Source organism: Streptomyces sp. NPDC048483, assembly GCF_040651455.1.
In the GTDB taxonomy this organism is placed as follows: Bacteria; Actinomycetota; Actinomycetes; order Streptomycetales; family Streptomycetaceae; genus Streptomyces.
On sequence record NZ_JBEZJZ010000066.1, the window covers coordinates 1 to 14,317 of the forward strand.

General features: G+C 70.4%; 12 protein-coding genes and 1 pseudogene. 12 read left to right on the plus strand and 1 reads right to left on the minus strand.

All coding sequences use genetic code 11. The features are described from left to right. The 8 genes and pseudogenes from AB0D04_RS27855 to rodA form a co-directional block, all read left to right on the plus strand. Window positions 1–205: pseudogene (locus tag AB0D04_RS27855) on the plus strand (dihydrofolate synthase); the annotation flags it as partial. 3 nt (window positions 206–208) lie between these two features. Then, window positions 209–556, plus strand: coding sequence for a DUF4233 domain-containing protein (locus AB0D04_RS27860; RefSeq protein WP_362708575.1), 348 nt, complete (start codon window positions 209–211; stop codon window positions 554–556). Window positions 557–651: 95 nt separating this feature from the next. Next, entirely contained in the window at window positions 652–1,065 is a 414-nt protein-coding gene (gene ndk, locus AB0D04_RS27865) for a nucleoside-diphosphate kinase (RefSeq protein ID WP_362708578.1), read from the plus strand. A 294-nt stretch (window positions 1,066–1,359) separates the two neighbouring features. Next, the gene (locus tag AB0D04_RS27870; protein ID WP_003985182.1) at window positions 1,360–2,379 is read left to right on the plus strand and encodes a rod shape-determining protein; all 1,020 of its coding nucleotides are present in this window, start codon (window positions 1,360–1,362) and stop codon (window positions 2,377–2,379) included. Between the two features lie 280 nt (window positions 2,380–2,659). Continuing rightward, complete coding sequence (mreC, locus tag AB0D04_RS27875; protein ID WP_362708580.1) at window positions 2,660–3,592, plus strand: rod shape-determining protein MreC; 933 nt, start codon at window positions 2,660–2,662, stop codon at window positions 3,590–3,592. 3 nt (window positions 3,593–3,595) lie between these two features. Continuing rightward, entirely contained in the window at window positions 3,596–4,276 is a 681-nt protein-coding gene (mreD, locus tag AB0D04_RS27880; RefSeq protein ID WP_362708583.1) for a rod shape-determining protein MreD, read from the plus strand. Between the two features lie 113 nt (window positions 4,277–4,389). Continuing rightward, the gene (gene mrdA / locus AB0D04_RS27885; RefSeq protein WP_362708585.1) at window positions 4,390–6,543 is read left to right on the plus strand and encodes a penicillin-binding protein 2; all 2,154 of its coding nucleotides are present in this window, start codon (window positions 4,390–4,392) and stop codon (window positions 6,541–6,543) included. Continuing rightward, on the plus strand, window positions 6,540–7,751 hold the full coding sequence (gene rodA, locus AB0D04_RS27890) for a rod shape-determining protein RodA (protein WP_362708588.1): 1,212 nt from the start codon (window positions 6,540–6,542) through the stop codon (window positions 7,749–7,751). The genes mrdA and rodA overlap by 4 nt, the downstream gene beginning before the upstream one ends. Window positions 7,752–7,766: 15 nt before the next feature. On the opposite strand, the gene AB0D04_RS27895 is transcribed toward rodA, so the two are convergent. Next, a complete protein-coding gene (locus AB0D04_RS27895; RefSeq protein ID WP_362708589.1) occupies window positions 7,767–8,228 on the minus strand; it encodes an ATP-binding protein in 462 nt (153 codons plus the stop codon). Window positions 8,229–8,395: 167 nt separating this feature from the next. Here AB0D04_RS27895 and AB0D04_RS27900 point away from each other — a divergent pair, with 167 nt between their 5' ends. The 4 genes from AB0D04_RS27900 (at window position 8,396) to AB0D04_RS27915 (ending at window position 14,256) form a co-directional block, all read left to right on the plus strand. Then, the gene (locus AB0D04_RS27900) at window positions 8,396–9,949 is read left to right on the plus strand and encodes a CYTH and CHAD domain-containing protein (RefSeq protein WP_362708591.1); all 1,554 of its coding nucleotides are present in this window, start codon (window positions 8,396–8,398) and stop codon (window positions 9,947–9,949) included. A gap of 79 nt (window positions 9,950–10,028) precedes the next feature. Continuing rightward, window positions 10,029–11,954, plus strand: coding sequence for a TIGR03960 family B12-binding radical SAM protein (locus tag AB0D04_RS27905; RefSeq protein WP_362708593.1), 1,926 nt, complete (start codon window positions 10,029–10,031; stop codon window positions 11,952–11,954). 115 nt (window positions 11,955–12,069) lie between these two features. Continuing rightward, complete coding sequence (locus AB0D04_RS27910; RefSeq protein ID WP_362708596.1) at window positions 12,070–13,407, plus strand: hypothetical protein; 1,338 nt, start codon at window positions 12,070–12,072, stop codon at window positions 13,405–13,407. 48 nt (window positions 13,408–13,455) lie between these two features. Beyond that, the gene (locus tag AB0D04_RS27915; protein WP_362708599.1) at window positions 13,456–14,256 is read left to right on the plus strand and encodes a TIGR03936 family radical SAM-associated protein; all 801 of its coding nucleotides are present in this window, start codon (window positions 13,456–13,458) and stop codon (window positions 14,254–14,256) included. Window positions 14,257–14,317 lie beyond the last annotated feature (61 nt).

Sequence of the window (14,317 nt, forward strand, 5' to 3'; positions counted from 1 at the left end):
TGCGTTGGATGCCGATGAGCTGGCGGCGGTCGCCGTGGAGGTCTTCGGCGCCGAGCGGGTCGTCGTCGAGCCGCGGCTCGACGACGCGCTGGAGGCGGCGATCACCCTCGCCGAGGAAGAGGGCGAGTTCTCGGGCGCGGGTGTGCTGGTGACCGGCTCCGTGATCACGGTCGGCGAGGCCCGACTGCTGCTGGGGAGGGGCTGAGCCATGCGGACCCTGTGTGCCAGTACCTTGATCGGCGAGTTCTTTGTGATCGGGTTCGCCGGGCTGGTTGCCATGCAGCTCAGCGATCTGTCGACGGTCGCCATCTGGACGGTCAGTGGCGTCGCGATGCTGGTCAGCATCCTGCTGTGCGGAATGATCGGCCGACCCGGCGGGGTGCAGATGGGCTGGGCGCTGCAGATCGCCCTCATCGCCAGCGGCTTCGTCGTCCCCACGATGTTCTTCCTGGGCGCGGTGTTCGCGGCGCTGTGGTGGGCGTCGGTGCACTTCGGACGCAAGATCGACGAGGCGAAGGCGCGCTGGTCGGAGACCGGGGCACCGGCGGCCGGTTGAGCCGTACGGTGCCGGGGGCGGGCGTGGTCCGTCGGGCGCGCCCTGTAGCCTCGGTGCACCCGCTGACCGTTGTACGCATTACAGGGAGTCCCTTCGTGAGCCAGCGCACCCTCGTCCTCCTCAAGCCTGATGCCGTGCGCCGCGGCCTGGTCGGGGAGATCATCGGCCGTATCGAGAAGAAGGCCGGCTGGACGATCAGCGCGTTGGAGCTGCGCAGCCTGGACCGCGAGATCCTCGAGCAGCACTACGCCGAGCACGTCGGCAAGCCGTTTTACGAGCCCCTCGTGGAATTCATGTCCTCCGGCCCGGTGGTCTCGCTCGTCGTCGAGGGTGAGCGGGTCATCGAGGGTGTGCGTGCGCTGGCCGGGCCGACTGACCCGATTGCCGCACCGAGTGGGTCCATTCGTGGGGACTTTGGCACGATTACCCGAGAGAATCTGATCCACGCCTCGGATTCCGAAGAGTCCGCCGAGCGCGAGATCAAGATTTTCTTCCCGGGGATTTCCTGACGCATCACCAGGCACGCACCCCTTGTGACCAGGGGCGACCGATGGAATCATCGGTCGCCCCTTGGTATATGCGACTCGATCGGGGGAACGCATCCTCGCGACACGACGTCACCATTAAGGGGGGCGGGTGCGTGTACGGCTGACAATGGCGCTCAAGGCTCCACCGTGTTCGAGTGGGTTGCACGGCGAGACTACGATGGAGCTTCCGCGTCATTCAGCGCATCACCTCCTGCCGACCTCAAGTAAGCATTCGCTCCAGTTGGGAAGGCCAGACGTATCCTCATGGGGAACAACATGTCGTTCATCGGCCGTGACATGGCTGTCGACCTCGGGACCGCCAACACGCTGGTGTACGTCAGGGGCCGCGGCATCGTCCTCAACGAGCCGTCGGTCGTGGCCATCAACACCAACACCGGCGGCATTCTCGCGGTGGGTGCAGAGGCGAAGAAGATGATCGGGCGGACGCCCGGCAACATCGTCGCCGTACGGCCCCTGAAGGACGGCGTCATCGCCGACTTCGAGATCACCGAGCGGATGCTCCGCTACTTCATCCTCAAGATCCATAAGCGGCGCTATCTGGCCCGCCCGAGGGTGGTCGTCTGTGTTCCCTCCGGCATCACCGGAGTTGAGCGCCGCGCCGTCATCGAGGCCTCGACCCAGGCCGGCGCGCGCCAGGTCCACATCATCGAGGAGCCGATGGCCGCGGCGATCGGCTCCGGACTGCCGGTCCATGAGGCCACCGGCAACATGGTCGTGGACATCGGCGGCGGCACGACGGAGGTCGCGGTCATCTCGCTCGGCGGGATCGTCACGGCCCAGTCCATCCGGGTGGCCGGCGACGAGCTCGACAACGCGATCATCCAGCACATCAAGAAGGAGTACAGCCTTCTGCTGGGCGAGCGCACCGCCGAGAGCATCAAGATCACCATCGGTTCGGCCTACGACCTCGAGCAGGACGAGCACACCGAGATCCGCGGCCGCGACCTGGTCTCCGGCCTGCCCAAGACCGTGGTCATCTCGGCCGCCGAGGTCCGCAAGGCCATCGAGGAGCCGGTCAACTCCATCGTCGACGCGGTCAAGACGACCCTCGACAAGTGCCCGCCGGAGCTGTCCGGCGACGTCATGGACCGCGGCATCGTGCTCACCGGAGGCGGCGCCCTGCTGCGCGGCCTCGATGAGCGGCTGCGCCGCGAGACCGGTATGCCCATCCATATCGCCGAGGACCCGCTCGACTCCGTCGCGCTCGGTTCCGGCAAGTGCGTCGAGGAGTTCGAGGCGCTCCAGCAGGTCCTCGACTCCCAGCCGCGCAGGTAGGACGTCCCCGGCGCCGATTCCGCCCGCGGCGCGCCGCACGGCGTGCCGCGGGACCGGGCGCCACTCGCAGTACCCGATTCGTCCGCTGAATCGTTGATGGACAGGCACAACAATTCCGGACAGGTACCACCTCTCCGCAGGCAGTACCTCTCCACAGACACGGTGCGCTGACGCCCCGTCAGCTTGCTCCGCTCATAAAGGCACAACGCTCAACTCCCGAACGAGACCGGCGCGGGCCCGCAGCCGGCCGGTCCTACGAGGAAGGACACGGCCGCCGCACGTGAGGGACACACGAGAGAGCCGGCTGCTGCTGGTGCTGCTGGTCGCGATCGCGTTCGCGCTGATCACGGTCGATATCCGCGGCGGTGAACAGTCCCCGCTCGACGGTGCCCGGCAAGCCGCCGCCTCCGCCTTCGGACCGGTCGAAAGCGGCGTCGCAAGCGTCGTCAGCCCGGTCGGCAACGCCGTCGGCGCCGTACGGGACTCCGGGGAGCGGCACAACCGCATCGCCCGCCTGGAGCACGAGAACGCCGCCCTCAAGGCCAAGCTCGGCTCCTCCGACCGCAACCGCAGCCGCGCCGCCCAGCTCGACAAGATGCTCAAGTCCGCCGGCGCCGGCCAGTACGGCATCAAGGGCGCCGAGGTCATCGCCATCGGTGCCGCCCAGGGCTTCTCCTGGACCGTCACCATCGACGCCGGCAGCCGCGACGGCATCGCCCGCGACATGACCGTCCTCAACGGCGACGGTCTGGTCGGCCGGGTCACCACCGTCGGCGCCGACACCGCCACCGTGCTGCTGGCCAACGACCCCGACTTCACCGTCGGCACCCGTATGGAGAAGACCAACGAGATCGGCTTCGCCAACGGTCAGGGCGGCCGCTCGCTGCGCGTCCAGCTGCTCAACGGCAAGGCCGCCGTCAAGAGGGGCGACCGGCTGGTCACCTTCGGCTCCAGCGCCGACAAGCCGTTTGTGCCCGGCGTTCCGGTCGGCCAGATCGTCAAGGTCGAGCCGTCCACCGGCGATCTGACCCGCACCCTCCAGGTCCGCCCGTACGTCGCCTTCTCCCAGCTCGACGTCGTCGGCGTCGTGGTCCAGCCGCCCCGCGAGGACCCGCGCGACACCGTCCTGCCGCCCAAACCGGCCAAGCCGAAGCCGACGCCGACGGTCACCGTCACGGCCACCCCCACCGCGAGCGCCCCTCCCAGGAGCTGACCGATGCGCATCAACCGGATCCTGCTCGCGACCCCGATGGTCGTCGTCGCCCTCGTCATCCAGGTCAGCGTCCTGGCCCGGCTCCAACTGCCCGGCGCCGTCCCGGACCTGCTGCTGCTGGTCGTCCTCGGCCTCGCGCTGGTCTACGGCCACGTCGGCGGCTGTCTGGTCGGCTTCTTCGCGGGACTGCTCGCCGACCTCGCCCCGCCCTCCGACCACGCCATCGGCCGGTATGCGCTGGTGCTCTGCGTCATCGGCTATATCGCGGGCCTGACCAGGCCCGACTCCGGCCAGCACCGCTCGGCGACCGTCCCTTTGATGGTCGTCATCGGCGCCGCCATCGGCTCGACCCTGATGTACGCGGGCGTCGGCGCGCTGGTCGGCGACACCGCCGCCCGGCACGTCGGCCTCGTCGGGCTGCTGCTCAGCGCCACCCTCTACGACCTGCTGCTCGCCCCGTTCATCGTCCCGCTGGTGATGGCCGTCGCGCGCAGAACGGACAACGACCCGCTGGCCGCCGACGGCTCCGGCGGCTCGAGCGGTTCGGCGGGCGGCCGCGATCCCGCGTACGGCTGGCTGAGCACCGGCACCGGCTTCACGGCGAGCCGCGGCGGAATGAAGAAGGCCGGGCGGATCGGCCGGACGGCCAAGGCGGCCAGGATCAAGGGGGTCAAGCGGCTGTGAGCGGCGGACGTACCGCAGGGGCAGAGCGGTCGGCCAACGGACGGACAGTGGGGGCGCTGTGAGCAAGCCCTCCCGTCGCCCGGCCACCACCCCTCAAGGAGGCGCTTCGCGCCATGAGTAACATTCCAGAGACAGGCCGGACCTCCCGGGTCACCGTCCGTCTCATCGCCATCCAGATCCTGGTCTTCTCCCTGCTGCTCACCCTCGGCGGCCGACTCTGGTATCTGCAGATCCGTAACGGCCAGGAGTACGCCAACGAGGCCAAGTCCAACCACGTCCAGCAGGTCGTCGAGCCCGCCACCCGCGGCTCCATCCTCGATGCGCGCGGTGTGCCGCTGGCCGACAACCAGACCCGTCTCGTCGTCTCCGCCAGCCGCACCGAGCTGCTGAAGATGAAGGACGACGGCAAGGGCGTGCTCGGCCGGCTCTCCAAGGTACTGGGCATGTCCGAGCAGGAGATCCGCAACAAGGTCCGGCTCTGCGACGCCAAGACCCCGCAGCCCTGCTGGAACGGATCCCCGTACCAGCCGATCCCGATCACGGACGAGGCCACCACCCAGCAGGCCCTCCAGATCCGCGAGCGCAGTGAGGACTTCCCCGGCATCAGCGCCGAGCCCACCGCGGTGCGCCGCTACGCCGCCCCGGGCAATGCCAACACCGCCCAGGTCCTCGGCTATCTCTCCCCGGTCACCGACGAGGAGATCCAGAAGGCCAAGAACAGCAACTCGCCGCTGCTGCGGTCCGACCAGGTCGGCCGGTCGGGGCTGGAGCGGACGTACGACAGCGATCTGCGCGGCAAGGCCCAGGTGAACCGCTACGAGGTCGACAACCTGGGACGGGTCATCGGCCAGTCCAAGAGCGAGAAGGGCCAGGCCGGTTCCAGCGTCGTCACCAGCATCGACGCCCGGGTGCAGGCCGTGGCGGAGAAAGAGCTGGACCAGGCCATGAAGGACGCCCGCAAGGAGCGGGACAAGAACACCGGCACCAACTACAAGGCCGACGCGGGCTCCGTGGTCGTCATGGAGGCGAAGACCGGCCGGGTGGTGGCGATGGCCTCCAACCCCAGCTACGACCCCAACGCCTGGGTCGGCGGGATCTCCGGCAAGGACTACGCCAAGCTCACCGGCAAGGGCTCCAACTATCCGCTGCTGAACCGCGGCATCCAGGGGCAGGCGGCCCCCGGCTCGATCTTCAAGGTCATCTCGACCGCCGCCGCGGTCAACGCCGGCTATGACTTCGACGGCCACTACCCCTGCACCAGCTCGTACAGCATCGGCGGCCAGGTCTTCAAGAACTTCGAGTCGCAGAGCCACGGTGCGATCGACCTGGGCCGGGCGCTGGAGGTCTCGTGCGACACCGTCTTCTACCGGCTTTCGCACGACGAGTGGAAGCGGGACGGCGGGCTCAAGCCGAAGGCGGACGCCAAGAACTGGTTCTACAAGACCGCCCACCAGTTCGGGCTCGGTGACAAGACCGGCATCGACCTCCCCAGCGAGGTCACCGGCCGGGTCCCCGACCGCCAGTGGAAGAAGGACTTCTGGAAGGCCAACCAGGTCGGCTGGTGCGAGCAGGCCAAGGCATGGCCGAAGAAGAAGGACTTCGCTACGAAGCTCGCCCGTGAGAACTGCCTCGAGGGCATGAAACTGCACGCCTACGACTCGATCAACTACGCCATCGGACAGGGTGACACCCTCGTCACCCCGATCCAGATGGCCACCATCTACGCCGCGATCAGCAACGGCGGCACGCTCTACGACCCGAGCGTCGGCAAGGCCGTCATCACCCCCAACGGCAAGCACATCAGGAACATCGTGCCCAAGCCGCACGGCAAGCTTCCGGTGACCGCGAAGACCCTCAAGCAGATGGACGGCGCCCTCGCCGGCGTGGCCACCCGAGGAACCGCCGCCTGGCGGTTCGGCGGCTGGCCGCAGGACAAGATCCCGATGCACGCCAAGACCGGTACGGCCGAGGTCTACGGCAAGCAGACGACGTCCTGGTTCGCCACGTACACCAAGGACTACACGATCGTGATGACGATCTCCCAGGGTGGTACGGGCTCCGGCGCCTCCGGTCCGGCCGTACGCAAGATCTACAACGCCCTCTACGGCGTCAGCGAGGACGGCGGCATCGACAACAAGGCCGCACTGCTCCCGAAGCCGCAGGCCCGGCTGCCCAAGATCGAGGACGACGGCACGATCCAGGCCCAGGCCATCAAGCCGCACACCCCGCCCAAGCCGAAGCCGTCCCCATCGGGGAGCCCGCAGTGACGACCAGCCCCACGTCCAAGACGTTCTCCATCCGCCGCTACACCCCCGAACTCAGCGCCTGGGGCAAGCTCACCGCGCGCGACTCGGTGGTCCGCAAGCTCGACTGGATTCTGCTGCTGGCCTGCGTGGCCCTGTCCCTGATGGGCTCGATCCTGGTCTTCTCGGCCACCCGTAACCGCACCGAGCTCAACCACGGCGACGAGTACTACTTCTTCCTGCACCATCTGCTCAACCTCGGCATCGGACTGGCGCTGGCCACCTGCACCATCTGGCTAGGCCACCGCACCCTGCGCGGCGCGATCCCGGTCCTCTACGGCCTGTCGGTCATCCTCGCGCTGCTCGTCCTGACCCCGCTGGGCGCCACCATCAACGGCTCGCGCTCCTGGCTGGCGATCCCCGGCGGCTTCTCCCTCCAGCCCGCCGAGTTCGCGAAGATCACCATCACGCTCGGCATGGCGATGGTCCTCGCCGCACGGGTCGACGCCGGCGACCGCCCGAACCCCGACCACCGCACCGTCGTCCAGGCCCTGGGCCTCGCGGGCGTCCCGGTGGCGGTCATCCTGCTGATGCCGGACCTCGGCTCGGTCATGGTCCTGGGCGCCATCATCCTCGGCGTACTGCTCGCCTCCGGCGCCTCCAACCGCTGGATCCTCGGCCTGCTGGGCACCGGCGTCGTCGGCTGCCTCGCCATCTGGCAGCTCGGCCTGCTCGACGACTACCAGATCGCCCGCTTCGCGGCCTTCGCCAACCCGAGCCTCGACCCCGCCGGCGTCGGCTACAACACCAACCAGGCGCGTATCGCCATCGGCGGCGGCGGGCTGACCGGCTCCGGCCTCTTCCACGGCAGCCAGACCACCGGCCAGTTCGTCCCCGAACAGCAGACGGACTTCATCTTCACCGTCGCCGGCGAGGAACTCGGCTTCCTCGGGGCGGGCCTGATCATCTTCCTGCTCGGCGTCGTCCTGTGGCGCGCCTGCCGGATCGCCCGCGAGACCGGCGAGCTGTACGGCACGATCGTCGCGGCCGGCATCATCGCCTGGTTCGCCTTCCAGGCCTTCGAGAACATCGGGATGACGCTCGGCATCATGCCGGTCACCGGCCTCCCGCTGCCCTTTGTCTCCTACGGCGGCACCTCGATGTTCGCCGTATGGATCGCCATAGGGCTGCTGCAGTCGATCCGGGTGCAGCGGCCGGTGTCGGCCGGCTGAGACGGAGGTCCGGGCCTACTGGTCCGGGCCCCCTTTCACCTTCAGTTCGAACCACAGCGACCCCGACCGGGGCGGCCCCGCGAAGGGGGCCGTGCCCCAGTGCCCGGCGAGGCGGGTGAGCAGCAGCAGCCCGAGGTCGGCCGGCTGCTCCGGACGGGGCGTTCCCGGGACTCGTACGGGCGTGGCGGCCGAGTCATGGACGCTGATGTGCAGGCCGCGCGGAGCGGTCAGCACGCGCAGCAGGATGTCGGCCGTTGCGGGGGTCCTCAGGTGGGAGCGGGTGACCGCTTCCGAGGTGAGCAGGACCGCGGTGTCGCACAGCGGGCTCAGCGCAGTGCGGCGCAGCACGGCGTGCACGAAGTCGCGGGCCAGTTTGGGGGCGGCGGGGCTGCTCGGCATCGTCAGCAGGAAGGGGCGGCCGCCGTCCGGGATGCGGTCGCGCGTCCCGATGACGGCCGGGACGGTGTGGGGGTGCACGGTGGCTCCCTCCCTGAAGGGGCGAGTGATCACCTGACGCCACTCTGTGTGGATGAGCGATGACACACCGTAAGTCACCGCCGGTTGTGCGCGCCAGTGCTCCCGGTGCCTCCGGTGGTCCCGTCCGATGGGTGGTCGCCCGCCGACGGGATGGCTAGATTCGATTCATGGCGGACACCGTGCGGGAGATCGAGCGGAAGTACGAGGCCACCGACGCGACGGAGCTGCCCGACCTGACCGCGGTGCACCGGGTCGCGGCCGTGGTCGAGCGGGGCGTGGTGGAGCTGGACGCCACGTATTACGACACCCCCGACCAGAGACTCGCCGCGGCCGGCATCACGCTGCGCCACCGCACCGGGGGCGACGACGCGGGCTGGCATCTGAAGCTGCCGGTCGCGCTCGGCGTCCGCGACGAGGTGCGGGCGCCGCTCTCCGAAACGCCGCCGCGGGAGCTGACGGCGCTCGTACGGTCGCGCACGCTCGGCCGCGACCTGGTGCCCGTCGTCCGGCTGCGGACCCGGCGTACGGTCCGCCTGCTCCAGGACGCCGACGGCACGGCCCTCGCCGAGCTCGCGGTCGACGCGGTACGGGCGTCCCGCGCCGACGGGGGCGCGGAGGTGCGCTGGCACGAGATCGAGGTGGAGCTGACGGGGGAGGGCGGCGACCCCGGGCTGCTGGACGAGGTCGGCGAGGTGCTGGCCGCGGCGGGGGTGCGCCCGGCCAGGGCGGCGTCGAAGCTGGCGCGGGCGCTGGCCGAGACGGAGCAGGAGGGCGCGTCCGCGCAGACCGGCAAGCGGCCCGGCGGGCCCCGCACCTCCGCCCAGCAGGCCAAGCGGTCCGGCAAGAAGACGCGCACCGCCGGTGACATCGTCCTGCGGTACGTCCGCGAACAGGTCCGGGTGGTCATCGAGCTCGACCCGGCCGTACGCCGCGACCTGCCCGACTCCGTGCACCAGATGCGGGTCGCCACCCGCCGCCTGCGCAGCGCCTTCCGCTCGTACACCAAGGTCCTCGACCGGTCCGTCACCCTGCCCATCGGCCTCGAACTCCAGTGGCTGGCCGCGGAGTTGGGGGTGGACCGGGACCGCGAGGTGCTCACCGCGCGACTGCGGGGCGCGCTGGCGGAGCTGCCCCGGACGCTGCGGCTCGGCCCGGTGTCCGCCCGGCTGCGCATCTGGTCGCAGCGGCGCCGTCAGGGCTCGCGCCGCGAGGTGCTCGCCGTACTGGACGGCGAGCGCTATCTGGAGCTGCTGCGCACCCTGGAGGCGCTGGTGGCCGAGCCGCCGCTGCGCCGGGCCGCCGCGCTGCCCGCGCCGGAGGTGCTGGTGAAGGCCGTACTGAAGGACTACGCCCGGCTGGCCGGCCGCGTCGAGGAGGCGCTGGACGCACCGGCGGGACCCGTCCGGGACGAGGCGCTGCACGGCGCCCGCAAAGCGGCCAAGCGGGTGCGCTACGCGGCGGAGGCGGCCCGCCCGGTGCTCGGCAAACCCGCAAAGAAGTTCACCAGGCGAACGAAGCGGGTGCAGCAGGTGCTCGGCGACCACCAGGACAGCGTGGTCGCCCGCGCGGCCCTGCGCGAGCTGGCCACCCAGGCGGCGCGCGCCGGTGAGAGCGCCTTCACCTTCGGGCTGCTCTACGGGCGCGAGGAGGCCCAGGCGGCCGAGCGGGAGCGGGAGCTGCCGGGGGTGTGGGCGAAGGCGGCGCCGCCGTCGAGCTGGTGAATCCGCTGCCGTACAGGGGGTGGCTCCGTCCGGGTTACGCTTGAGAATCGCCTTGCCCAGCTCACGAAAGTTCGTCGAGATGCCTGCCGAATCGGTCTTCCCACAGCTCGAGGCCCTGCTCCCGCACGTGCAGAAGCCGATCCAGTACGTCGGTGGAGAACTCAACTCCACCGTCAAGCCCTGGGACGAATGCGACGTGCGCTGGGCGCTCATGTACCCCGACGCCTACGAGGTCGGCCTGCCCAACCAGGGCGTCATGATCCTCTACGAGGTCCTCAACGAGCGGCAGGGCGTCCTTGCCGAGCGCACCTACAGCGTGTGGCCGGACCTCGAGGCGCTGATGCGCGAGCACCAGGTGCCGCAGTTCACGGTGGACAGCCACCGCCCCGTCGGCGCGTTCGACGTCCTCGGCCTGAGCTTCTCCACCGAGCTCGGCTACACCAACATGCTCACCGCCCTGGACCTGTCCGGCATCCCGCTGGAGTCCAAGGACCGCACCGAGGACCACCCGATCGTCCTCGCCGGCGGCCACGCCGCCTTCAACCCCGAGCCGATCGCGGACTTCCTGGACTGCGCGGTGATCGGCGACGGCGAGCAGGCCGTGCTGGAGATCACCGAGATCATCCGCGCCTGGAAGAACGAGGGCCGGCCCGGCGGCCGCGACGAGGTCCTCCTGCGCCTGGCGAAGACCGGCAGCGTCTACGTCCCCAGGTTCTACGACGTCGAGTACCTTCCCGACGGCCGGATCTCCCGCGTCGTCCCCAACCGCTCCGGCGTCCCGTGGCGGGTCTCCAAGCACACCGTCATGGACCTCGACGAGTGGCCCTACCCCAAGCAGCCGCTCGTTCCCCTGGCCGAGACCGTCCATGAGCGGATGTCGGTCGAGATCTTCCGTGGCTGCACCCGCGGCTGCCGTTTCTGCCAGGCCGGCATGATCACGCGCCCCGTACGGGAGCGAAGCATCACCGGCATCGGCGACATGGTGGAGAAGGGTCTGAAGGCCACGGGATTCGAGGAGGTCGGCCTGCTGTCGCTGTCCTCCGCGGACCACACCGAGATCGGCGACATCGCGAAGGGGCTCGCCGACCGGTACGAGGAAGACAAGATCGGCCTGTCGCTGCCGTCGACCCGCGTCGACGCCTTCAACATCGATCTTGCCAACGAGCTGACCCGCAACGGCCGCCGCTCAGGTCTGACCTTCGCGCCCGAGGGCGGCTCGGAGCGCATCCGCAAGGTCATCAACAAGATGGTCTCCGAAGAGGACCTGATCCGGACCGTCTCCACGGCCTACGGCAACGGCTGGCGGCAGGTGAAGCTGTACTTCATGTGCGGCCTGCCGACCGAGACCGACGAGGACGTCCTCCAGATCGGCGACATGGCGGTCAAGGTCATCGCCGAGGGCCGCAAGGTCTCCGGCCAGAACGACATCCGCTGCACGGTCTCCATCGGCGGCTTCGTCCCCAAGCCGCACACCCCCTTCCAGTGGGCGCCGCAGCTCTCCGCCGAGGAGACCGACGCGCGCCTGACGAAGCTGCGCGACAAGATCCGCGGCGACAAGAAGTACGGCCGCTCCATCGGCTTCCGCTACCACGACGGCAAGCCCGGCATCGTCGAGGGCCTGCTCTCCCGCGGTGACCGCCGCATCGGCTCGGTCATCCGCGCCGTCTACGAGGGCGGCGGCCGCTTCGACGGCTGGCGCGAGCACTTCTCGTACGACCGCTGGATGAAGGCCGCCGAGGAGACGCTGCCCGCCTTCGACGTGGACGTCGCCTGGTACACCACGCGCGAGCGCACCTACGAGGAGGTCCTGCCCTGGGACCACCTCGACTCCGGCCTCGACAAGGACTGGCTCTGGGAGGACTGGCAGGACGCCCTCGACGAGACCGAGGTCGAGGACTGCCGCTGGACCCCGTGCTTCGACTGCGGCGTCTGCCCGCAGATGGACACCGAGATCCAGATCGGCCCGACGGGCAAGAAGCTGCTGCCACTGACGGTCGTCAAGTAAGCAGCATCCGTACGGTCCACACGGCCCGTACGCGACCTCGGCCCGGCCCCGCACCACGCGGCGTCCGGGCCGAGGCGTATGCGCAGCACCGAGGACAGGACTGGGGGAGGTCCGGATGGAACCCACCGACGGCGACCGGGCGCCGGCCGCGTACGAGCCGGGCGAAGGCTGTCTGACCACGGCGGTACGGCTGCCCGTACGGATCGTGGTGCTGGTGCTCGTGGTGCCGGTGCGGCTGGTGTGGGACGCGCTGGTGGCCTGCGCCAAGGCCGTGGACCGCATGGCGCTGCGCCCCTTGGGCCGCGCGCTGGCCTGGCTGGGGCGGCATCTCGTCGTGATCCCGGCCGGCTGGATCTGGCGGACGCTCGTCGTTGCCCCGGTGGCGTGGCTGGTGCGCTGCCTGGTGGTGGTCCCCGCCCAGTGGCTGTACGCGTATGTGCTCATGCCCGTCGGGCGCGGCATCGCCTGGCTGGCGCGGGGCGTCGGTGTGGCGCTGGTGTGGCTGGGCAAGGCGCTGTTCGTGTGGCCGTGGGTGGCGCTGTGGCGGCATGTGGTGGTGCCCGTCGCGCGGGGGGCCGGTGCCGCGCTGGCGTGGCTGGTGCGGTATCTGGTCGTGGTTCCTGCCCAGTGGCTGTACGCGTATGTGCTCATGCCCGTCGGGCGCGGCATCGCCTGGCTGGCGCGGGGCGTCGGTGTGGCGCTGGTGTGGCTGGGCAAGGCGCTGTTCGTGTGGCCGTGGGTGGCGCTGTGGCGGCATGTGGTGGTGCCCGTCGCGCGGGGGGCCGGTGCCGCGCTGGCGTGGCTGGTGCGGTATCTGGTCGTGGTTCCCGCCCAGTGGCTGTACGCGTATGTGCTCACGCCCGTCGGGCACGGCATCGCCTGGCTGGTCCGCGGTGTGGTGACCGTCATCGCGGCGGTCTTCACGGCCCTCGCGACGGCCCTCGCGACGGGCGTCGCGGCGGTGGTCCGATGGATCGTCGTCGTCCCGGCCGTCGCACTGTGGCGGTACGTGCTGGCGCCGGCCGGGCGGGCGGTGGCCGTCGTGGTGACCGTCGTCGTCCGTGAGGTCGCGGCGGCGCTCGGACTCTGCTGGCGGGCCGCGGGGTTCGTCTCCCGGGCCGTCTGGCGCTTCCTCGGGACGGTGCTGCGGTGGACGCTCGTCGAGCCGGTCCGCTGGGTCTACCGGACCCTGCTCACCCCGCTCGGGCACGGCATCCGGGACGGCATCTGGCGCCCGGTCCGGCAGGGCCTGGCAAGCGCCGGCCGGGCCGCCCGGAGCGCACTGGGCGCCGCCCGTCAGAGCGTGCGGCAGACCCGTCAGGAGATCCGCCGCGCCCTGTTCGGCACGCCCAGGGAAGGGGCGCGGAGCGCGGCCGTACCGCCCCGGCGGGAACCGGGTGCCCCCGAGGCACGTACTCTAGGTAGCAGTACGACCGCACTCACGAAGGACTGAGCGACACTGGGCAAGCGACAGCCCGAAGGCCCGCCGCCTGCACCGGCGGTGCAGCGCATCCGACTGCGCTACACCAAGCGCGGCCGCCTCCGGTTCACCAGCCACCGCGACTTCCAGCGCGCTTTCGAGCGGGCGCTGCGCCGCGCCGAGGTCCCCATGGCCTATTCGGCGGGCTTCACCCCGCACCCCAAGGTGTCGTACGCCAACGCCGCCCCGACGGGTACGGGCAGTGAGGCCGAGTATCTGGAGATCGCGCTCACCGAGCGCTGCGACCCGGCCAGGCTCCGCGAGCTGCTGGACGAGTCGCTGCCGGCCGGGCTCGATGTGACGGATGCCGTTGAGGCGCACACCAGCGGTCTCGCCGACCGCCTCGAGGCCTCGGTGTGGGAGATCCGGCTCGACGAGGTCGCGGCCGATACGGCCCGGACCGCCGTCGAGGCGTTCCTCGCCGCCGACGAGGTGAAGGTCGAGCGCCGTACGAAGAACGGCATGCGCAGCTTCGACGCACGCGGCGCGGTGGTGCGTCTGGAGGCCGCCGGAGACGAGGGCGATAGGCCCGACGGCAAAGCCTGTGCGATACTGCGGCTGGTTGTTCGGCATCTGACACCTGCCGTGCGACCCGACGACGTCCTGTCCGGCCTCCGAGCTGCGGCCGACCTGGCGCCGCCGGTCCCCGCTGCGGTGACCAGGCTGGCGCAGGGGCCGCTCGATGAGGAGTCCGGCGCGGTGACCGACCCGCTGGCGCCCGACCGCGATGCTGCCACGGCCGCCCCATCCACGGCCGCCGGGCCACGTGCCGCGAAGGCGCCGAGCGGGGCCTCCCCGACAGCCGGGGAAGGCACTGCGTAGGACCGCCGTCGTCGCGTCGCCGATCAGCCAGGGAGCCACCCCGGCCCGGCAGACGCACTGA